Below are 21,169 nucleotides of genomic sequence, written 5' to 3'. Positions count from 1 at the left end.
TCAGTGCATTATTGCTTTGACTTGTCTGCCATGTCAGCCAGCCTTTTCAGACGCTCTTGAATTTTTGGTGGCGCCATATCTGCAATGACCATTAATGATTTGGCCGCTGCCTCAGTCAACGGCGGTCGCTTAGGTCTATCGTCTTGCTCGTGCCGGTTACGATAAAGGGATGGATTAATTCTGACCTCGACACTGATCAACTTTGCATAGCCTTGAGTGCGGAGTTTATTGAGGATCATTAGTCGATCGTAGTCGATCTTCATTTTAATTGCAGCGCTCGATACATCGATCAACAGATGACCGTTGCGAATATTGGCTACCCGGCAATGATCCGCTGTTCCTTTAGGTAGGATCTCCTGCAAGGCTTGATTGAGCTGCAAGATTTCTCCAGCATGCTCTTGAATCTGCTTAAACTGAGATTCAGCAATAACATCCTCGGTTGAGGTTGGTCGATGATCACGCATAGGTAAAATCTAATTTTGTTGATATACCAGCTATTCTAGAGCAGCTTTCTACTTAGGTATAGTTTACATTAGCCTCTTTAGTACAAACTGTGCGGAAACGGCAAATGAAAGTAAAACTGATAGATTTGGCGCTTTGCCACTGAATCCTTGGCTAATCTATCACCACTTTCAATAAAATTTTCAGAGTGCTTCAAACAAATAGGTCTATTTATGGTTGTATCGATTAAAAATCCTTACACTAAGCCCCAATGTTTCTAAATTTAGCCTTGAAATATGGATGTTTGGACTCAATATCATTTGTTAAATGATTTATATCAGTATTCTTAGTGCCAAACTGGCAGAGACTGAAGGCATTACGAGTAGATCGGCAACGGTCTGATGAAAGAGAGATTCACGAAAAATGATAGCTAAGCTACTGACAAAAGTTATTGGCAGTCGCAACGATCGAACACTGCGCCGCCTTAGAAAAATTGTAAAAGAAATTAATAATTATGAGCCGACATTTGAAGCTCTATCTGATGAAGAACTAAAAGCAAAGACTGTTGAATTCCGCGAGCGTCTGGACAAAGGTGAAACTCTCGATCAACTCCTTCCAGAAGCTTTTGCTACCGTTCGTGAAGCGTCTAAGCGTGTTTACGGCATGCGTCACTTCGATGTACAGCTTATTGGTGGTATGGTCCTGAATGCAGGTCAAATCGCGGAGATGCGTACAGGTGAAGGTAAAACTTTAACTGCAACTCTTCCAGCTTACCTAAACGCACTAGCGGGTAAAGGCGTTCATGTTGTCACCGTGAACGATTACTTGGCTAAACGTGACGCAGAGACAAACCGTCCATTATTTGAATTCTTAGGTATGAGCGTTGGCATCAACGTGCCAAACATGCCACCTCAAGAGAAAAAAGAAGCGTATCAAGCCGATATCCTTTACGGAACAAACAACGAGTTTGGCTTTGATTACCTTCGCGACAACATGGCTTTCCGCAACGAAGACCGCGTACAGCGCGAGCGCTTCTTTGCCGTTGTCGATGAGGTTGACTCAATCCTTATCGATGAAGCTCGTACTCCTCTTATCATCTCTGGTCCTGCTGAAGACAGCTCTGAGCTATACACTCGAATCAACCTACTGATCCCGCATCTTGAGAAACAAGATCAAGAAGATTCAGAAGAATACCGCGGTGATGGTCACTACACGTTAGACGAAAAATCGAAACAAGTTTACCTGACTGAAACCGGTCAAGAGTTTGTTGAAGAGCTGATGGTTAAGAACGGCCTGATGGAAGAGGGCGATACACTTTACTCTCCAACCAACATCAGCCTACTTCATCACGTTAACGCTGCGCTGCGAGCTCATGTACTGTTTGAACGTAATGTTGATTACATCGTTACTGAAGACGGTGAAGTTGTCATTGTTGATGAGCACACGGGTCGTACTATGCCAGGCCGTCGTTGGTCTGAAGGCTTGCACCAAGCTGTGGAAGCGAAAGAAGGCGTTAAGATTCAGAATGAAAACCAAACGTTGGCATCTATCACATTCCAGAACTACTTCCGTTTGTACGAGAAGTTGTCAGGTATGACTGGTACAGCGGACACTGAAGCGTTTGAGTTCCAGTCTATCTATGGTTTGGAAACGGTGGTTATTCCAACCAACAAACCAATGATCCGTAATGATATGCCAGATGTGGTGTACCGTACCGAAGCTGACAAGTTTGCTGCAATCATTGAAGATATCAAAGAGCGTGTAGCAAAGGGTCAGCCATCCCTGGTTGGTACCGTATCGATTGAGAAATCTGAGCTACTGTCTAATGCACTTAAGAAAGCTAAGATTAAGCACAACGTACTGAACGCTAAATTCCACGAGAAAGAAGCAGAGATCGTTGCCGAAGCAGGTATGCCTGGCGCTGTAACTATCGCGACAAACATGGCGGGCCGTGGTACCGATATCGTGCTTGGTGGTAGCTGGCAATCTAAAGTTGATATGCTGGAAAATCCGACTCAAGAGCAAATCGATGCGATTAAAGCGGATTGGAAAGTTGTTCACGACAAAGTACTGGAAGCGGGTGGTCTGCACATCATAGGTACAGAGCGCCACGAGTCTCGTCGTATCGACAACCAGTTACGTGGTCGTTCTGGTCGTCAGGGTGACGCAGGTTCTTCTCGTTTCTACCTCTCAATGGAAGACTCGTTACTGCGCATCTTTACTTCAGACCGTATGGCGAGTTTGATCCAAAGCGGTATGGAAGAAGGCGAAGCGATTGAATCGAAAATGCTATCTCGTTCGATTGAAAAAGCGCAGCGTAAAGTGGAAGGTCGCAACTTCGACATTCGTAAACAGCTACTGGAATACGATGACGTTGCGAACGATCAGCGTAAAGTCGTGTACGAGCTACGTGATGAGCTAATGAGCGTTGACGATATCAGCGACATGATCGAGCAAAACCGCGAAGACGTGATGACGGCGATCATCGATGAATACATTCCACCACAATCTCTGGAAGATATGTGGGATGTTGAAGGTCTGCAAGAACGTCTGAAAGCGGACTTCGATCTGGACGCACCAGTCAAGCAATGGCTTGAAGAAGATGACAAACTTTACGAAGAAGCACTTCGTGAAAAGATCATTGCATTGGCAGTTGAAGTTTACAAAGCGAAAGAAGAAGTGGTTGGTGAACAAGTACTGCGCAACTTCGAAAAATCAGTCATGCTACAGACACTGGACACGCTTTGGAAAGAACACTTGGCGGCAATGGATCATTTACGTCAAGGTATCCACTTACGTGGTTACGCACAGAAAAACCCGAAACAAGAGTACAAGCGTGAGTCGTTTGAACTGTTCGAAGGTTTATTAGACGCGCTGAAATCTGATGTTATCACAGTACTGTCTCGCGTACGTGTTCAGCAGCAAGAAGAAGTGGAACGTATGGAAGAGCAACGCCGTGCGCAAGCAGAAGAAGCGGCGCGCCGTGCACAAGCTCAGCATGCGGCGGCAGAGAACCAGCTTGCTGATGGTGAACAAGCTGATGATGGACAGCAACCAGTCGTTCGTGATGAGCGTAAAGTGGGTCGTAATGAGCCTTGTCCATGTGGCAGCGGTAAAAAATACAAACAGTGCCACGGAAAAATTGACTAACAGAGTTTAGTCACATATTGATAAAGAGTCGCTTAGGCGGCTCTTTTTTTAAGTAAATTTTATTGCTCCCAATCGTGCCATACCAATCCGGAAAATTAACTGGTCAGGGAACAGGGTTCGATAAACAAACTCTATTTGCCATGGATGGCAAATCGAAGCCCCATGGATGGGTTGATGCGTGTTTGTGTTCGATGCCTGTTTTCTGGTTCTCTATAATTTAGTATGACCACTTTCTTTCTTACTTAGGTTGGTATCATCCACTTGCGGGTAGCAAGCATTTCAGCTTTAGGAAGTATTCTTCATGAAAAGAATTCACATCGTTGCGGCGATCATTTTTAACCAGGATAAATCGCAGATCTTCATTACTAAACGTCCTGACGATAAACATAAAGGCGGATTCTGGGAGTTTCCTGGTGGCAAAGTCGAGCCCGAAGAGTCTGTTGAACAAGCGATGACTCGCGAGCTGGAAGAAGAAGTGGGAATTTTGGTGACAGAGCAGTCTCTGTTTGAACACCTTGAATACGACTACCCAGACAAATCCCTCAAGTTCGATTTTATCTCTGTTACCGCTTTTGAACATGAACCATATGGTAAAGAAGGCCAGCAAGGACGTTGGGTTGATATCAAGAGCTTGCCTGAATATGCGTTTCCGGAAGCGAATGTGCCAATCCTCGAACGCGTCGTACAAGAGTTTTCTTGCTAGTTTCGTCTGTAAGTATCTTGTGGTTCGCAAGGTATGTTGTTAGTTTAAAAAGATTGAGCGAAACGTGAGAAAACGAGAATAGATCTCGTGATCCAGAGAAGGAGATAAAACGCAATGGTTCGTATTGCAATCGCAGGAGCAGCTGGCCGTATGGGTCGCAACTTGGTCAAAGCTTCACACCATCATCAAGAAGCATCGATAGCGGCTGGTTCTGAACGCCCGGAATCATCACTCGTTGGTGTCGATATCGGTGAGCTTTGTGGTGAAGGTAAGTTTGATGTTGTGTTGACGGATGATCTTGTTAAAGACGTGGATAACTTTGATGTCATTATCGACTTTACTGCACCAGTAAGCACTTTAGCTAACCTGGAGCTATGCAAACAGCATGGTAAGAGCATTGTGATTGGTACCACTGGCTTTAGTGAAGAAGAACGTGCGCTTATTGATGAAGCTGCGAAGCAAGTTCCTGTTGTAATGGCTCCTAATTACTCTGTTGGCGTGAATCTGGTATTCAAGTTGTTAGAAAAAGCAGCCAAAGTCATGGGTGATTACTGCGATATCGAAATTGTTGAAGCACACCATCGCCATAAAGTGGATGCACCGTCAGGTACTGCAATTGGTATGGGAGAGGCTATTGCAGGTGCGATGGGTAACAATCTTAATGACGTAGCGGTTTATGCTCGTGAAGGCATTACTGGTGAGCGAACTAAAGATGAGATTGGCTTTGCCACCATTCGAGCTGGCGACATTGTTGGTGAACACACTGCGATGTTTGCAGATATTGGTGAGCGTGTTGAGATTACACACAAAGCAACGGATCGCATGACCTTTGCAAATGGCGCAGTGAAGGCCGCGGTTTGGTTGAGTGCTAAACCTGCAGGCTTTTATACCATGACCGATGTACTGGGCCTGAATGAACTGTAGTTACATAATTATTCGCCGGCGTAAGCCGGCTTTTTTATACCCATAGGTATAGATGTAAAATAAATGATTTAATGATGCCCGAGTTTTTACTTTAGTTTAGTGGTTGTTTTGGCGTCTTTGTTGTCAATTTTGCCTATAGGCATTAAAAAACACAGTTATTTTTGTTTGGTTAACGTTTGCGTAAAATTCTCATCGGATTTTGTGATCTGTAGAAAGTTCAAATTTGTAAAATTCACAAAAAAGTCACCCCCTCCTATCTAAAGATGTCTAAAACTTGTTATTTTGGCGGTTATTCTGCCTAAATGCCCTTACTTGCGAGAAATTCATAATTTATTTTTAATTGCTTATTGACAGGTTTCCAGTCCGTCTTTAGAATACCGCCAATTTGTCTGAAGTACCTATTTATGTCGAATTTATAGGTAAAGGAAGGCATGTTTGCAGTTTGATTTATTTTTTTTGCATTTTTATTCTGGAGGTTGTCTTGGGTAAATTAGCACTGTTAGTCCTAGAAGATGGGACAGTGTTCCGCGGAGTGTCCATTGGGGCAGATGGCGTATCCGTCGGTGAAGTCGTTTTCAATACCTCGATGACGGGGTATCAAGAAATCCTCACTGATCCTTCCTATTCTCAGCAAATCGTTACTCTTACTTATCCTCACATTGGCAATACCGGAACCACTTCCGAAGATGAAGAATCCTCTTCAATTCATGCACAAGGCCTTGTGATTCGCGATCTTCCTCTTATCGCTTCTAACTTCCGTAATGAGCAATCTCTTTCTGATTACCTTAAATCACAAAACATTGTTGGTATTGCCGACATTGATACGCGCAAACTGACTCGTATCTTGCGTGAAAAAGGGGCGCAGAATGGTTGTATCGTCGCTGGTGACAACTTAGATGAAGTTTTGGCATTAGCAAAAGCAAAAGAATTCCCTGGCTTAAAAGGAATGGACCTTGCGAAAGAAGTTACAACAAAAGAAGCGTATCAATGGAAACAAGGCTCGTGGACGCTTGAGGGTGGACTTCCGGAAGCGAAAGATGACAGCGAGCTGCCGTACCATGTCGTTGCATACGACTTCGGAGCGAAGCGAAACATCCTACGCATGTTGGTTGACCGAGGATGCCGCTTAACGGTTGTACCTGCTGAAACTTCAGCAGAAGAAGTGCTGGCTCTTAACCCAGATGGCGTTTTCCTATCAAACGGCCCTGGCGACCCAGAACCATGTACTTACGCGATTGAAGCAACAAAAGTGTTCCTAGAAAAAGGTCTACCTATTTTTGGTATCTGTCTAGGTCACCAAATCTTGGCGCTAGCGTCTGGTGCACAAACGGTGAAAATGAAGTTTGGTCACCACGGTGCGAACCACCCAGTTAAAGATTTAGATCGTAACGTTGTAATGATTACCTCTCAAAACCACGGTTTTGCAGCGGATGAAGCAACGCTACCGGAAAACCTACGTGCAACTCACGTATCTCTATTTGATGGCTCTCTGCAGGGTATCCACCGCACAGATAAGCCAGCATTTAGCTTCCAGGGTCACCCAGAAGCGAGCCCAGGTCCACACGACGCGGCACCGCTTTTTGACCACTTTATCGAACTAATCAAAACACACAGCGCTTAATTCGGAGTAGTAGATAATGCCAAAACGTACTGACATTCAAAGTATTCTAATTCTTGGTGCTGGTCCGATTGTTATCGGTCAGGCATGTGAGTTTGACTACTCTGGCGCACAAGCGTGTAAAGCTCTTCGAGAAGAAGGCTACCGAGTTATTCTAGTTAACTCTAACCCAGCAACCATCATGACTGACCCAGAGATGGCTGATGCGACTTACATCGAGCCAATCCAATGGGAAGTGGTACGCAAGATCATCGAAAAAGAGCGTCCTGATGCGGTTCTACCGACAATGGGTGGTCAGACTGCACTTAACTGTGCTCTCGATCTAGAGAAGCACGGCGTTCTTGCAGAGTTCGGCGTAGAAATGATTGGTGCAACGGCTGACGCGATTGATAAAGCGGAAGACCGTTCTCGCTTTGATAAAGCAATGAAGTCTATCGGCCTTGAGTGTCCACGTGCTGATACCGCTAAAACCATGGAAGAAGCTTATGCCGTTCTCGATATGGTTGGCTTCCCTTGTATCATCCGTCCATCATTTACGATGGGTGGTACGGGTGGCGGTATCGCGTACAACAAAGAAGAATTCGAAGAAATCTGTCGTCGTGGTCTGGATCTTTCTCCGACCAACGAACTGCTTATCGATGAATCTCTAATCGGTTGGAAAGAGTACGAAATGGAAGTAGTTCGCGACAAAGCGGACAACTGTATCATCGTATGTTCAATCGAGAACTTTGACCCAATGGGGATCCACACGGGTGACTCAATCACAGTAGCACCAGCACAAACACTGACTGACAAAGAATACCAGCTAATGCGTAACGCATCGCTAGCAGTTCTGCGTGAAATCGGTGTTGAGACAGGCGGTTCAAACGTACAGTTTGGTATCAACCCGAAAGATGGCCGTATGGTTATCATCGAGATGAACCCACGTGTATCTCGTTCTTCTGCTCTAGCGTCAAAAGCAACAGGTTTCCCAATTGCTAAGATTGCAGCGAAACTGGCGGTTGGCTTTACTTTAGACGAGCTACAAAACGACATCACTGGTGGTGCAACTCCAGCATCATTCGAACCAACAATCGACTACGTAGTCACTAAGATTCCTCGTTTTAACTTCGAGAAATTTGCGGGTGCTAACGACCGTCTGACAACACAGATGAAGTCAGTTGGTGAAGTAATGGCGATTGGTCGTAACCAACAAGAATCTCTTCACAAAGCACTACGTGGCCTAGAAGTTGGCGCGACTGGTTTTGACGAGATGGTTGACCTAGAAGCGCCAGATGCACTGACTAAGATTCGTCACGAGCTGAAAGAAGCTGGTGCTGAGCGTATCTGGTACATCGCAGACGCATTCCGTGCAGGTATGTCAGTCGATGGCGTATTTAACCTAACGCAAATTGATCGCTGGTTCCTGGTTCAAATTGAAGAACTAGTGAAACTAGAAGCAGAAGTGAAAGCGGGCGGTTATGCTGGCTTGACCAAAGACGTTCTTCGTCAACTTAAGCGCAAAGGCTTCTCTGATGCTCGCCTGTCTAAACTACTTGGTGTTGCTGAAAGCGAAATTCGTCGCGCTCGTGAACAGTTCGACATTCACCCGGTTTACAAACGTGTGGATACGTGTGCAGCAGAATTCTCTTCTGACACGGCTTACATGTACTCATCTTACGATGAAGAGTGTGAAGCAAACCCAACAGACAAAGACAAAATCATGGTTCTTGGCGGTGGTCCAAACCGTATCGGCCAGGGTATTGAATTTGACTACTGTTGTGTACACGCGTCACTGGCACTTCGTGAAGACGGTTACGAAACCATTATGGTTAACTGTAACCCTGAGACCGTTTCAACGGACTACGATACGTCTGACCGTTTGTACTTCGAACCAGTAACGCTGGAAGACGTACTGTCTATCGCTCGCGTTGAGAAGCCAAAAGGTGTGATTGTTCAGTACGGTGGTCAAACACCACTTAAACTGGCTCGTGCACTAGAAGCGGCTGGCGTGCCTATCATTGGTACTAGCCCAGATGCTATCGACCGTGCGGAAGACCGTGAGCGCTTCCAGGCAGCAGTTGACCGTCTAGGTCTGCTTCAGCCAGAAAACGCGACAGTAACGACGATGGAGCAAGCGGTTGAGAAGTCTAAAGAAATCGGCTTCCCATTGGTTGTTCGTCCATCTTACGTACTTGGTGGCCGTGCGATGGAAATCGTATACGACGAGCAAGACTTACGTCGCTACTTCAACGAAGCGGTAAGCGTATCGAACGAGTCTCCAGTTCTACTAGACCGTTTCCTTGATGACGCAACTGAAGTTGATATCGACGCTATCTGTGATGGTGAGCGTGTTGTTATCGGCGGTATCATGGAGCACATCGAGCAAGCAGGTGTTCACTCAGGTGACTCGGCATGTTCACTTCCAGCTTACACGCTAAGCCAGGAAATCCAGGATAAGATGCGTGAGCAAGTTGAGAAGTTAGCATTTGAACTAGGTGTACGCGGTCTGATGAACACGCAGTTTGCAGTGAAAGGCAACGACGTTTACCTAATCGAAGTTAACCCTCGTGCTGCTCGTACGGTACCATTCGTTTCGAAAGCGACAGGCGCACCACTAGCGAAAATCGCAGCACGTGTAATGGCGGGTCAGTCTCTGGAGTCGCAAGGCTTTACTAAAGAAATTATTCCTCCTTACTACTCAGTGAAAGAAGTGGTTCTGCCGTTCAACAAATTCCCTGGTGTTGACCCACTATTAGGCCCAGAAATGCGCTCAACAGGTGAAGTAATGGGTGTTGGTGCAACGTTTGCAGAAGCTTACGCAAAAGCAGAACTAGGCTGTGGCAGCGTTTACCCTGAAGGTGGCCGTGCGCTACTATCAGTACGTGAAGGCGATAAAGAGCGTGTTGTTGACTTAGCTTCTAAGCTAGTGAAACTAGGTTATCAGCTGGATGCGACACACGGTACTGCAGTGATTCTAGGCGAAGCAGGTATCAACCCACGTCTGGTAAACAAAGTACACGAAGGTCGTCCACACATTCTTGACCGTATCAAGAACAACGAATACACCTACATCGTAAACACGGCTGCTGGTCGTCAAGCGATTGAAGATTCGAAAGTTCTACGCCGCGGTGCATTGGCAGAGAAAGTGAACTACACTACGACACTGAACGCAGCGTTCGCTACATGTATGTCTCACACTGCAGATGCAAAAGCGTCAGTAACTTCTGTTCAAGAGCTACACGCTAAAGTGAAAGCAAGTCTAGAAGCGTAATAGATAAAAATCAGTAAGCTCGTTAATCAGAGCTTATATGACAACCTCATTGCCCGCTCATTCGAGCGGGCTTTTTTATGCCTGTTAATTGAATAATCGTTAGGCTAAACAGTCACCTAGTGATATTTTGTTACATCTCATTTTCGGTAGCGGATTTTCATGGACGTTTCATTCGAACTATTAGCGATAATGTTTTTTGTCGCAAGCGCAGCTGGTTTTATTGATGCTATGGCCGGCGGCGGAGGACTACTAACGCTTCCAGCACTTTTAGCCGCTGGAGTTCCTCCTACTAACGCTTTAGCTACGAATAAACTGCAAAGTTCATTCGGTAGTTTTTCTGCCAGCTTGTATTTTGTTCGCAACGGCATCATCAGCCTTAAAGAGATGCGTCTTGCGATCTTGTGTACTTTTATCGGAGCTGCGACAGGGGCTGAGTTAGTTCAGCTATTTGATACGTCTTTTTTAACCAGTTTCATTCCGATACTTTTAGTAGCGATTTCTCTCTACTTTTTATTGGCACCACAGACCAAAGCTGACTCAGGAAAGAAACCATTATCCGAGGCCGCTTTCGCGCTGAGTGTTGGTAGCTGCGTTGGCTTTTATGATGGCTTTTTTGGTCCGGGTACTGGCTCGATTTTTACCGTCTGTTTTGTCGTGTTAGGTCATTTCTCATTAGTAGATGCAACTGCACGCACCAAAATTCTAAATTTTACTTCTAACATCGCGGCACTAATGTTTTTTATAATCGCTGGGCTACCAATTTGGAAGTTAGGATTAGTGATGGCTGCCGGACAATTTTTGGGAGCAAGGATCGGGGCAAAAGTGGTGGTAACTAAAGGCCAGAAATGGATTCGGCCTCTAGTTATTATGATGTCACTATTAATGGCGGCTAAGCTGCTTTGGCAACAACACTCAGACTGGATAATGAGTCTACTTTAACGTTATTTAGTTAAAGCAAATGTCGGCAACGACAAATGCCAGCGGATCGCGCCAAGACGAATAATCAACGTTGAGCTAACGCAAGCGATCAGCGCTGTTGAGTGGTCATAGCCCATTGCAACAGCGGTGGTATGGAATATCCCACCGATAATACAGGCTGTTGCATACACTTCACTTCTCAGTACCATCGGGACCTCTCGCGCCAGTACATCACGTATGATGCCGCCACCACACCCAGTTATCACGCCCATAATCACAGCGACCATGCCTGAAGCATTATAAGCCAGGGCTTTTTCTACTCCGATACCGACGAATACAGCAAGACCAATGGCATCACAAACGGGCAAAACCCACCAAGAAAGGCGTTTGGGACGACGGACTATCAGCATGGTCAATAGACAGGTGATAAAGATAACCCAGAGGTAGGTCGTGTCAGTGACCCAAAATACAGGTGTGGCACCCAGTGCCATATCTCGGATTGTTCCACCACCAATAGCGGTGACGCTACCGAGCACAATCACGCCGAATGGGTCCATCTTTAACCGGCCAGCCAGTAATACACCTGAAATGGCGAATATGGCAGTGCCGAATAAGTCGATCATGTAAAGCAGCATGGAGTCCATGTTACTTGGTACCTTTAAGCAAAGTGATAAAAAATGGGCGCAAATTGTACGGTATTTACCACGAAAACGTTAGCGTTTTTGGCGTACGCTTTCAAAGTAATCACACACTTCTGTGATGGCGTTAAGTGTTCTCGGTGTCGGGCGGTTAATCCAGTCAGCATTCAATGACCAAATATGCCCATTCTTTAAAGCAGGCACTTCATTCTTCCATTCAGACCACATCCCGTCACTACTCATTGCATGACGCGAAGTAAAAATGACGTCTGGTTGGCGAGTGATGATTTGCTCGATGCTGACCTGAGGGTAGGGAGAGCCCGCACTGGAAAATATATTTTCGCCGCCACAAAAGCTAAACACTTCACTCGGCCAGTTCTTTCCTGCGACCGTGATGATAGGTTTTTCACTCAGCTGGTAAAAATAGCGGACCTTGTCTTCGGTGTTGTATTTGTCTTTGAATGCTTTTAACTGGGTTCGAAAGTCATCTGCGGCTTTCTGGCCTATGTGTGGATTTTCGCTGTACTGACTCAATTGTTCGATGTTGTTGGCGATGTCCATCAGTGAGCTGGAAGTAGAGTAATAAATGGGTACATCAAACTGAGCGAGTTTTTCTAATTCTTTGGCTGGATTACCTGAAGGCCAGGCAATGACCAAATCCGGACGAAGCGCAATGATACGTTCTAGCTTTATTCCCTGGTAATTAGAGACTTTCTCCAGCTTATTCGCTTGTTCAGGGTAGTCGCTCATTTCGCTTACTGCGATTAATTTGTCTCCCAACCCAGCAGCATAGGCAATCTCGGTTGCGTGTGGCGCTAAGCTAATTACACGTTGCGCTGGCTCGTTAGCCAGTACGATTGATGAAAACAAAATTGAAATTGATACGGCAATTTTAGACATCATAATCCTTGATAAATCAGTCCTAGAAGAAGGCTTTGGATAACAATCCAAGCAAAAATACGCCAGACTAAGAGGGCTTGGATCTGCGCCAGATGTATAGCAGACGGCGCAATACGCCCACCTATTTTAGCTCGCTCTGCTCTTGTTCCCTGGTAAATAGCTGGGCCACCCAAAGAGAGTTGTAACTTGTTCCCGACACTACACAGCAACCACGCTGGTCCGGGTAGCGGCCAGGATTGCGCTTGTTGGTTTATTCCGCTAATCACAGCAGACAAACTCTTCCCTGATGCAATAAACAGAGCGAACAAGCGTAATGGGATGATTTCAAGTGCGGCGAGAAGTTGAATGGCCGGTTTGCCAAATGGTGAGTATTGTTTTCGGCTTGGTGACCAGGTACGTGCAAGCTCAGCGATAAGTCTGTAGAAAAAAGCCCCGATACCACCCGCAACTGCATACCAGAACAGAACACAGACGACATTTCGGCCGTAGCCCATAATGATCGTTTCCGCTCCCGCTTTTCCTATTCCTAACAGAGAAAGGCTGTTTGTATCACGGTTGAGGTACGGTTTTAATCGTTGGCGACATAAAGGTTTGTCCTCATTGGACATAGCGCTAACGAGCTGTTTGGTTAACCTTTCACTACTTCGCCAGTCTAACGCGAGCAGCAATAATGCTAACTCATATAGTGGCGCTTTCCATACCAGAGGCTTTAACGCAATCAATAGCACCAAACAAGGCAATATCATGATGAGAATGGAAAGGCTGCCCGCCAGTATGCTTTGCGAATAGCTATGGTGCCGATTCACCTTTGTGGTCAACTGCTCGGCTATTTTTCGCCATAAAGTGAAAGGATGAGCGGAGTGAGGGATAGGCAAAACGAGATGAAACAACAGTGCGCCCCACATTACAAGGAGCGCACCATTGGCGTAAAGTTGCTGAAAAGTTTCTTCCATGAATGGTTTGGTTTATTTAACCGACTCGACTTACTTTACTAGCTCTAGCATTTTGAACACCATTTCTGAAGAGCTTTTCGCCGCTAACGGTAAAAACTCTTCGAAGCTCATTGGTGACTCTTTATCTGCTACGTCTGAAATGGCACGTACCACTACAAATGGCGTATTGAACTGGTGGCAAGTTTGAGCAATTGCTGATGCTTCCATCTCTACTGCGATCACGGATGGGAAGTGCTCGCGGATAAATGCTTGACGCTCAGCGGTACAAACGAAAGCATCACCAGTACAAATAAGGCCGCGTACCGCGTGTTTGTTTTCCATCTTGGCTAGTGCTTTTTCTGCCAGATCCATCAGCTTTTCATCTGCTTTGAATGCTGCAGGTTGGCCTGCCATTTGGCCTATTTCGTAGCCGAATGCTGTTACATCTGCATCGTGGTGACGTACTTCCGTTGAGATGACCACATCACCCAGGTTCAGACTGGAGTCGAAACCACCAGCAGAGCCCGTGTTGATAACAACGTCAGGTTGGTATTCATCAAGTAAGATGGTCGTACCCACAGCAGCGGCTACTTTACCGATGCCCGATTGCAGAAGTACTACATCTACACCGTTAATTTGACCAGAGAAATACGTACAGCCTGCTTTGTTAACCGTCTGGCAGTTTGTCATTGCTTCTTTCAGGATGGTCACTTCTTGTTCCATCGCACCGATGATACCAACTTTCATAACACTCTCTTTGGGTAAAATATTCATTCGGGCGAGAGTATAACACTCACCAGAGTCAGTTTTCTATTTGATGAGCCCTGCGTCATAGAGTTCTGCCCGTAATTGTTTTGCACGCTTTCTGTTGACGCCAAAATCGGAGTATCCAATACGCGATTCAGAGCGAACGATGAGCCTATCGTCACTGATCTTTAGCTCAAGATCATCAACAAAGCGCATGATTTTGGACGTACATTCAATACGTAGGTAATCGCCTTCTTTTACCGCGGTTTTTGCCCCCGGTAGTTTGAGAGCTGCTTGCTCAATCGCATCGAGTGTTGTGGACTCTGTCAGCAGGAAAGGTTCAAGGTAGTGTTCTTCACGAGTGTCTTGGGTGGATACGCAGTTTGGCTTGTTACCACATGGTGTTTGAGAGCGATCGGTCATGGTTGGAACTCCTTGGCTGCACGCGGTTAAGCTGAAAAGAACGATAGAAAGGAGAGCAACTTTTTTCATGGATTGGATTCCTTGTGCTAGGAATTTATACCAACTTAAGTAAGAACGTGGTCATACTTAATGATATTGAAGCAGAAAACAGTCATCGAACACAAACACGCATCAACCCATCCATGGGGCTTCGATTTGCCATCCATGGCAAATAGAGTTTGTTTATCGAACCCTGTTTCCTGGCCTGCTAATTTTCCGAATTAGTATTAGTCTTTCAGATTAGTACTAGGTAATTATATGTAATAAAAGAAAAAAGGACCCAATAATCGGGTCCTTTTGAGAGATTTAACGTATTGAACGTTAGACGTCCAGGTAGTCGAGGATACCTTCGGCTGCTTTTCGACCTTCGTCAATCGCGGTTACCACTAAGTCAGAGCCTCGTACTGCATCACCACCAGCAAAGATTTTTTCGTTGCTGGTTTGATACTGATACTCTTGCTTCAGAGGGGCTTTAATCCGGCCCCACTGGTCAAGATCAACATTGAAAGGTGTTAACCAATCCATTTGATGCGGTTGGAAACCAAATGCCATGATCACGGCATCAGCAGCTAATACATGCTCACTACCTTCAACAGGCTCAGGACGACGTCGGCCTGCTTCATCTGGTTCACCAAGTGCTGTTTTCACCACTTTCACGCCAGTTACATGACCCGATGCATTGACTTCTAATCCCAGAGGTTGAAGGTTGAACATGAATTTCACGCCTTCTTCTTTGGCATTTTTAACTTCTCGGCGTGAGCCCGGCATGTTGGCTTCGTCACGACGGTACGCACAGATTACGTTGGATGCGCCTTGACGGATAGAAGTACGTACACAGTCCATTGCGGTGTCACCACCACCGAGTACCACGACTTTTTTACCCGCCATATCGATATAAGGTTGGCTATTTTTCAGGTTCATCACTTTATAGGTGTTGGAAATCAAAAATGGCAGGGCGTCATATACACCTGGTGCATCTTCATTTTCCAAACCGGCACGCATGTTTTTGTAGGTACCTACACCCAGGAAAACGGCATCGTAATCATCGATAAGCTCTTGCATCTGCACGTCTTTACCGACTTCTACGTTCATGCGGAACTCGACACCCATCTCAGTGAAAACGCGGCGACGATTTTCCATCACCCCTTTTTCAAGTTTGAATGAAGGGATACCAAAGGTCAGCAGGCCACCAATTTCAGGGTAGCGGTCAAACACCACAGGTTTAACCCCGTTCCGAACCAAGATGTCCGCAGCAGCTAGACCCGCAGGACCAGCACCGATAATGGCGACTTTCTTGTCGGTCCATTCGACCTTGGACATATCTGGCTTCCAGCCCATCTCAAAGGCTTTGTCGTTAATGTACTTCTCGATGTTACCGATAGTGACCGCACCAAAGTCATCATTGAGTGTACAGGAACCTTCACACAAGCGGTCTTGTGGACAAACACGCCCACACACTTCTGGCAAGCTATTGGTTTGGTGAGATAGCTCTGCTGCTTCTAGAATACGTCCTTCATTGGCCAGTTTTAGCCATTGAGGAATGTAGTTGTGTACTGGACATTTCCATTCACAGTATGGGTTACCACAATCTAAGCAACGGTCAGCCTGTGCCGTTGCCTGTTGTTTAGTAAACGGTTCGTAGATTTCAACAAACTCAATCTTACGAATTTTAATTGGTTTTTTTGCCGGATCTACGCGTTGAACATCGATAAATTGATAAACGTTCTGGCTCATGATTCAAACATCCTCCATGATTTATTGGGCTTGAACGCGCAGTTCAGCAGCGCTACGACTTTGGTGACCAAGCAGGGTATTCAAATCTGCCGCTTGAGGTTTCACCAAGTAGAACTTCGGAATCCATTCATCAAAGTTCGCCAAAATATGCTCTGCGTGGCTAGAGCCGGTCTCTTCTAAATGCTCTGCAATCAAACCACGAAGATGTTCTTGATGTATATACAGTTCAGACAGTGAAATCGCTTCAACCGATTCGTTGTTTACACGTCCTTGGAAGCTTTGTTTCTCATCCAGTACATAGGCAAATCCACCTGTCATACCTGCACCAAAGTTCACGCCTGTTTCACCAAGAATAGCAACAATACCACCTGTCATGTATTCACATGCGTTATCACCAGCACCTTCAATGACCGCGATGGTACCTGAGTTACGCACACCAAAACGCTCGCCAGCTTTACCCGCTGCAAACAACTTGCCGCCAGTCGCGCCATACAAACAGGTATTACCGATGATGGTTGCTTCGTTACATTTGAACGCAGTACCTAAGTGTGGCTTGATAGCAATCTTGCCACCCGCCATACCTTTACCGACGTAGTCGTTGGCATCACCAGTCAGGTAAAGTTCTACACCGCCAGCGTTCCATACACCAAATGACTGGCCTGCAGTGCCATCGAGATGCAGTTTAATCGGTGAGGCCGCCAGCCCTTGGTTTCCGTAGCGTTTTGCTATTTCACCTGACAGGCGCGCGCCCACTGAGCGGTCGGTGTTGATCACATTGTAGTAGAAGCTGGCTGAACGGCCTTCTTCTACCGCATTAATAGCGTCATCAACGATGCGTTGGTTCAGTTCCGCTCTGTCAAATGGTGCATTTGGCTCGGTCCAGAACAGCGGATGTCCTTCTGGAGAGACCGGCGCTTCTAGGATATTGGACAGATCCAGTTTAGTTTGTTTTGCGGTGAAGCCTTCAACGGCTTCAAGCAAGTCAGTGCGACCAATCAAGTCGGTCAGCTTTTCGACCCCAAGTTCTGCGAGCAGACCACGTACTTCTTCTGCAAGGCCTGTGAAGTAGTTCATCACCATTTCTGGCAAGCCTTTGAAGTACTCTTTACGCAGGGTCTCATCCTGAGTCGCAACACCTGTCGCACAGTTGTTTAGGTGACAGATGCGTAAGAACTTACACCCCATCGCAACCATAGGTGCAGTACCAAAACCAAAGCTCTCCGCGCCTAAGATCGCGGCTTTTACAACGTCTAAACCGGTTTTCAGACCACCGTCAACCTGCAAACGAATTTTATGACGCAGACCGTTGGCAACCAGAGCTTGTTGAGTCTCAGCTAGGCCTAGCTCCCAAGGGCTACCAGCATATTTCACCGAGGTTAGTGGGCTTGCAGCTGTACCACCGTCATAACCAGAGATAGTGATAAGGTCTGCATAAGCTTTTGCCACACCCGTAGCGATAGTGCCAACGCCTGGTTCAGATACAAGCTTCACCGAAACCAGTGCTTTCGGGTTAACTTGTTTCAGGTCGAAGATCAGCTGAGCCAAGTCCTCAATCGAGTAAATATCATGATGAGGAGGAGGGGAGATCAGCGTCACGCCTTGCACGGAATAACGTAACTTAGCAATTTCAGCCGTGACTTTATGTCCCGGAAGCTGGCCACCTTCACCCGGTTTCGCCCCTTGAGCGACTTTGATTTGCAGCACATCCGCGTTGGTTAAGTAATGTGGCGTTACACCAAAGCGACCCGAGGCAATCTGTTTAATACGCGAGTTACGTTCGGTACCAAAACGGCGAGGATCTTCACCACCTTCACCAGAGTTTGAGTAACCACCGAGTCGGTTCATTGCGGTTGCAAGTGCTTCGTGTGCTTCTGGACTCAACGCGCCAATAGACATCGCTGCAGAGTCGAAACGTTTGAACAGGTCATTTTTCGGTTCCACTTTATCCAGTGATAAAGGGGAATCGGCTTTCTTCAGTGTCATTAAGTCACGCAGCATCGCAACCGGACGTTGGTTTACCTGCTTCGCGTAGGATTGATAGTCATTGATGTCGCCCGATTTAACTGCAGTTTGTAGTGTACCGACGACATCGGGGTTGTAGGCATGGTATTCACCACCATGCACGTATTTCAGCAAACCACCTTGATCGATAGATTTACGTTTTGTCCAGGCTTTACGGGAAAGGTTAGTCAGATCTTGCTGGAAGTCTTCAAAGTTCGCTCCGGCAATTCGTGTCGCAACACCTTTAAAACAGAGATCAACGACTTGCTGATTTAAACCTACCGCTTCAAACAGCTGAGAACAGCGGTATGAGGCGATGGTCGAGATCCCCATTTTCGACATGATTTTGTACAGGCCTTTGTTGATGCCGTACTGGTAGTTTTGCATCACGTCGCGGTATTCTTTATTTAGTACACCATCATCGACCAGCTTACCGAGTGCCTCGTAGGCTAAGTATGGATACACCGCGGTAGCACCAAAGCCGAGCAGAACAGCAAATTGGTGTGGGTCCCGTGCTGTTGCGGTTTCGACCACAATATTCGCATCACAGCGCAAGTTGGCATTAGCAAGGCGAGTTTGTACCGCCCCTACCGCCATTGCTGCTGGGATTGGTAATTTGCCTTTAACCAAAGCGCGATCTGACAGTACGACCAGAACGGTGCCTTCACGAACCACTTGTTCCGCTTGATCACACAGGAAGTGAATAGCCTCTTCGAGGTTTCTCTCTTCCGGGTTGTAGTTTATGTCGAGAATGGTATTGCGATAGTGATCGTCACTCAGCCCAAGCAGCTGCTGCATATCCGAATAAAGCAGAACCGGTGAATCGAACGTCACACGATGCGCGTGCCCGTCGGTTTCACAAAAGACGTTCATTTCCTGGCCGATACTGGTTGCCAGTGACATCACGTGTTGTTCACGTAGTGGGTCAATCGGCGGGTTAGTCACCTGAGCAAATTTCTGACGGAAGTAGTCGGTAACCAGGCGCTCTTTTGAAGACAGCACGGCCATTGGTGTATCATCACCCATCGAGCCGACTGCTTCTTGTCCCATTTCACCGAGTACACGCAGGACTTGGTCGACTTCTTCGTTATTCATGGCGAATTGCTTTTGATAGGTCTTAAGCAAATCTGCATCAAAATCACGTTCGCCAACCTGATCTTCAGGTAAATCGGCAAGTGGCGTCAGTTTACGTACGTTGTTTTCCATCCATTCACGGTATGGGTGGCGACCTTTCAGATCGTTGTCGATCTCGCTCGATTGCCACAATTTGCCTTTACGTGTATCGACCACCAGTAGTTCACCGGGACCAACACGACCTTTTTGCGCGACTTCATCTGGCGCGTAATCCCAAATACCAACCTCAGAGGCAAGCGTGATCAATTTGTCTTTGGTGATCACATAGCGTGCCGGACGCAGACCGTTTCGATCCAGGTTACATGCGGCATATCGACCATCAGATAATACGATACCAGCAGGGCCGTCCCATGGTTCCATGTGTTTCGAGTTGAAATCGTAGAAAGCACGCAGATCCTTGTCCATATCTGGGTGGTTTTGCCATGCTGGTGGCACAAGCAGTCGCATTGCACGGAAAATGTCCATGCCGCCAGCCAGTAATAGATCCAACATGTTATCAAGACTGGAAGAGTCTGAGCCTGTTTCGTTGACGAATGGTGCTGCGGTTTGCAGATCAGGTAACAGTGGTGATGAGAATTTGTAAGCTCGCGCTCGCGCCCATTGACGGTTACCTTCAATGGTGTTGATCTCACCGTTATGTGCCAGATAGCGGAACGGTTGAGCTAATGGCCAGCGCGGCTGTGTGTTGGTAGAAAAACGCTGGTGGAACAGACAAATAGCGGACTCCATGCGAAGATCAGCAAGATCAAGATAGAAGCGCGGCAAGTCTGCCGGCATGCAAAGTCCTTTGTAGACCAACACTTGGGTTGATAAGCTACAGATATAAAAGTCTGGATCTTCCGTGATCTGCTTTTCGATACGGTGGCGCGCTATATACAGGCGGCGTTCAATATCTCGCTCACGCCATCCTGCTGGCGCTGAAATAAATACCTGATGAATGTTAGGCACTGAATGAAGGGCAATCGGGCCCAGAACTTCAGAGTTTGTTGGTACTTCTCGCCAGCCCGCTATGGTTAGCGTTTCTTGAGCGAGTTCTTTATTTACTATTTCGCGTGCTTGTTGAGCTTTGATAGGATCTTGGCTAAAGAAGATCATTCCCACGGCATATTGCTTGCCAAGGTTAAAACCATGTTCTTCAGCGACCAGGCGTAAATAGGAATCGGGCTTTTGTAATAGAAGACCACAACCATCACCTGTTTTACCATCGGCGGCGATACCACCACGGTGGGTCATACGGTCAAGTGCAGAAATTGCTGTACGAACCAGCTTGTGACTTTGCTCGCCTTCCATATGAGCGATTAAGCCAAATCCACAGTTGTCTTTCTCAAGACTTGGATTATAAAGAGCCATTGCAATTCTCCCTTTGCTTATCTGTCATCCCGACAGATACATCAACACTGCTTATGTTGATTTTGATGACTAACTATGCGTCATTTTTATAATTTTACGTATATTTATTCAATAAAAGTTGTGAAATATTTAACAAGTTTTGTCTGTTTTATTTTCATCAACTTCACAAGCTATAGCTTATTGTAAAAAAGGTCAAGTTATTAGTGGATAATCATGCGAATAAGGTATTTACCATTTAATTGACTAAAATTATTCAATTAATTC

14 protein-coding genes are annotated in these 21,169 nt (G+C 46.3%); 6 read left to right on the top strand and 8 right to left on the bottom strand.

The features are described 5' to 3' along the window. Window positions 1–8 precede the first annotated feature (8 nt). The gene (locus tag OO774_RS13465; RefSeq protein WP_264903142.1) at window positions 9–464 is read right to left on the bottom strand and encodes a DciA family protein; all 456 of its coding nucleotides are present in this window, start codon (window positions 462–464) and stop codon (window positions 9–11) included. A 400-nt stretch (window positions 465–864) separates the two neighbouring features. Between OO774_RS13465 and secA the strand changes: the two genes are divergently transcribed. The 6 genes from secA to OO774_RS13435 all read left to right on the top strand — a co-directional run bounded on the left by secA (window position 865) and on the right by OO774_RS13435 (window position 11,028). After that, window positions 865–3,591: a preprotein translocase subunit SecA gene (gene secA / locus OO774_RS13460; RefSeq protein ID WP_264903141.1), complete on the top strand. Its 2,727-nt coding sequence runs from the start codon at window positions 865–867 to the stop codon at window positions 3,589–3,591. A gap of 301 nt (window positions 3,592–3,892) precedes the next feature. After that, the gene (gene mutT / locus OO774_RS13455) at window positions 3,893–4,294 is read left to right on the top strand and encodes an 8-oxo-dGTP diphosphatase MutT (RefSeq protein WP_264903140.1); all 402 of its coding nucleotides are present in this window, start codon (window positions 3,893–3,895) and stop codon (window positions 4,292–4,294) included. 114 nt (window positions 4,295–4,408) lie between these two features. Continuing rightward, a complete protein-coding gene (gene dapB / locus OO774_RS13450; RefSeq protein WP_264903139.1) occupies window positions 4,409–5,218 on the top strand; it encodes a 4-hydroxy-tetrahydrodipicolinate reductase in 810 nt (269 codons plus the stop codon). Window positions 5,219–5,699: 481 nt separating this feature from the next. Continuing rightward, the gene (gene carA / locus OO774_RS13445; RefSeq protein WP_264903138.1) at window positions 5,700–6,839 is read left to right on the top strand and encodes a glutamine-hydrolyzing carbamoyl-phosphate synthase small subunit; all 1,140 of its coding nucleotides are present in this window, start codon (window positions 5,700–5,702) and stop codon (window positions 6,837–6,839) included. A gap of 16 nt (window positions 6,840–6,855) precedes the next feature. After that, window positions 6,856–10,089, top strand: a complete 3,234-nt coding sequence (carB, locus tag OO774_RS13440; protein ID WP_264903137.1) for a carbamoyl-phosphate synthase large subunit — start codon at window positions 6,856–6,858, stop codon at window positions 10,087–10,089. 159 nt (window positions 10,090–10,248) lie between these two features. Continuing rightward, window positions 10,249–11,028 carry a TSUP family transporter gene (locus OO774_RS13435; RefSeq protein ID WP_264903136.1) on the top strand — a complete coding sequence of 260 codons (780 nt, stop codon included), beginning with the start codon at window positions 10,249–10,251 and terminating at the stop codon, window positions 11,026–11,028. A 2-nt stretch (window positions 11,029–11,030) separates the two neighbouring features. Here OO774_RS13435 and OO774_RS13430 read toward each other — a convergent pair whose 3' ends face one another. The 7 genes from OO774_RS13430 to gltB all read right to left on the bottom strand — a co-directional run bounded on the left by OO774_RS13430 (window position 11,031) and on the right by gltB (window position 20,905). Then, window positions 11,031–11,651 carry a TRIC cation channel family protein gene (locus tag OO774_RS13430; protein WP_264903134.1) on the bottom strand — a complete coding sequence of 207 codons (621 nt, stop codon included), beginning with the start codon at window positions 11,649–11,651 and terminating at the stop codon, window positions 11,031–11,033. A 69-nt stretch (window positions 11,652–11,720) separates the two neighbouring features. After that, window positions 11,721–12,545, bottom strand: coding sequence for a vitamin B12 ABC transporter substrate-binding protein BtuF (gene btuF / locus OO774_RS13425; RefSeq protein ID WP_264906114.1), 825 nt, complete (start codon window positions 12,543–12,545; stop codon window positions 11,721–11,723). Beyond that, a complete protein-coding gene (locus tag OO774_RS13420; protein WP_264903133.1) occupies window positions 12,545–13,498 on the bottom strand; it encodes a cobalamin biosynthesis family protein in 954 nt (317 codons plus the stop codon). Before OO774_RS13420 ends, btuF begins: the two co-directional genes overlap by 1 nt. A 30-nt stretch (window positions 13,499–13,528) precedes the next feature. Then, window positions 13,529–14,224 (bottom strand): 5'-methylthioadenosine/S-adenosylhomocysteine nucleosidase, encoded by a 696-nt coding sequence (gene mtnN, locus OO774_RS13415; protein WP_264903132.1) that lies wholly within the window; start codon window positions 14,222–14,224, stop codon window positions 13,529–13,531. Between the two features lie 63 nt (window positions 14,225–14,287). Further along, on the bottom strand, window positions 14,288–14,716 hold the full coding sequence (locus tag OO774_RS13410; protein WP_264903131.1) for a DUF1499 domain-containing protein: 429 nt from the start codon (window positions 14,714–14,716) through the stop codon (window positions 14,288–14,290). 291 nt (window positions 14,717–15,007) lie between these two features. Beyond that, complete coding sequence (locus tag OO774_RS13405) at window positions 15,008–16,420, bottom strand: FAD-dependent oxidoreductase (protein ID WP_264903130.1); 1,413 nt, start codon at window positions 16,418–16,420, stop codon at window positions 15,008–15,010. Between the two features lie 21 nt (window positions 16,421–16,441). Continuing rightward, window positions 16,442–20,905 carry a glutamate synthase large subunit gene (gene gltB, locus OO774_RS13400; RefSeq protein WP_264903129.1) on the bottom strand — a complete coding sequence of 1,488 codons (4,464 nt, stop codon included), beginning with the start codon at window positions 20,903–20,905 and terminating at the stop codon, window positions 16,442–16,444. Window positions 20,906–21,169 lie beyond the last annotated feature (264 nt).

The sequence above is a fragment of the Vibrio sp. STUT-A11 genome, assembly GCF_026000435.1.
Lineage (GTDB): Bacteria > Pseudomonadota > Gammaproteobacteria > Enterobacterales > Vibrionaceae > Vibrio.
The sequence above is the reverse complement of the archived record's forward strand: the minus strand, read 5'-3'. Positions and strand labels throughout refer to the sequence as shown.

Bases quoted from the DNA above. Each gene is read 5' to 3' on its own strand.
- OO774_RS13435 (WP_264903136.1), top strand. From the start codon at position 10,249: ATGGACGTTTCATTCGAACTATTAGCGATAATGTTTTTTGTCGCAAGC.
- dapB (WP_264903139.1), top strand. From the start codon at position 4,409: ATGGTTCGTATTGCAATCGCAGGAGCAGCTGGCCGTATGGGTCGCAAC.
- OO774_RS13465 (WP_264903142.1), bottom strand. From the start codon at position 464: ATGCGTGATCATCGACCAACCTCAACCGAGGATGTTATTGCTGAATCT.
- gltB (WP_264903129.1), bottom strand. From the start codon at position 20,905: ATGGCTCTTTATAATCCAAGTCTTGAGAAAGACAACTGTGGATTTGGC.
- OO774_RS13405 (WP_264903130.1), bottom strand. From the start codon at position 16,420: ATGAGCCAGAACGTTTATCAATTTATCGATGTTCAACGCGTAGATCCG.
- OO774_RS13430 (WP_264903134.1), bottom strand. From the start codon at position 11,651: ATGGACTCCATGCTGCTTTACATGATCGACTTATTCGGCACTGCCATA.
- secA (WP_264903141.1), top strand. From the start codon at position 865: ATGATAGCTAAGCTACTGACAAAAGTTATTGGCAGTCGCAACGATCGA.
- mtnN (WP_264903132.1), bottom strand. From the start codon at position 14,224: ATGAAAGTTGGTATCATCGGTGCGATGGAACAAGAAGTGACCATCCTG.
- carB (WP_264903137.1), top strand. From the start codon at position 6,856: ATGCCAAAACGTACTGACATTCAAAGTATTCTAATTCTTGGTGCTGGT.
- mutT (WP_264903140.1), top strand. From the start codon at position 3,893: ATGAAAAGAATTCACATCGTTGCGGCGATCATTTTTAACCAGGATAAA.
- OO774_RS13420 (WP_264903133.1), bottom strand. From the start codon at position 13,498: ATGGAAGAAACTTTTCAGCAACTTTACGCCAATGGTGCGCTCCTTGTA.
- btuF (WP_264906114.1), bottom strand. From the start codon at position 12,545: ATGTCTAAAATTGCCGTATCAATTTCAATTTTGTTTTCATCAATCGTA.
- OO774_RS13410 (WP_264903131.1), bottom strand. From the start codon at position 14,716: ATGAAAAAAGTTGCTCTCCTTTCTATCGTTCTTTTCAGCTTAACCGCG.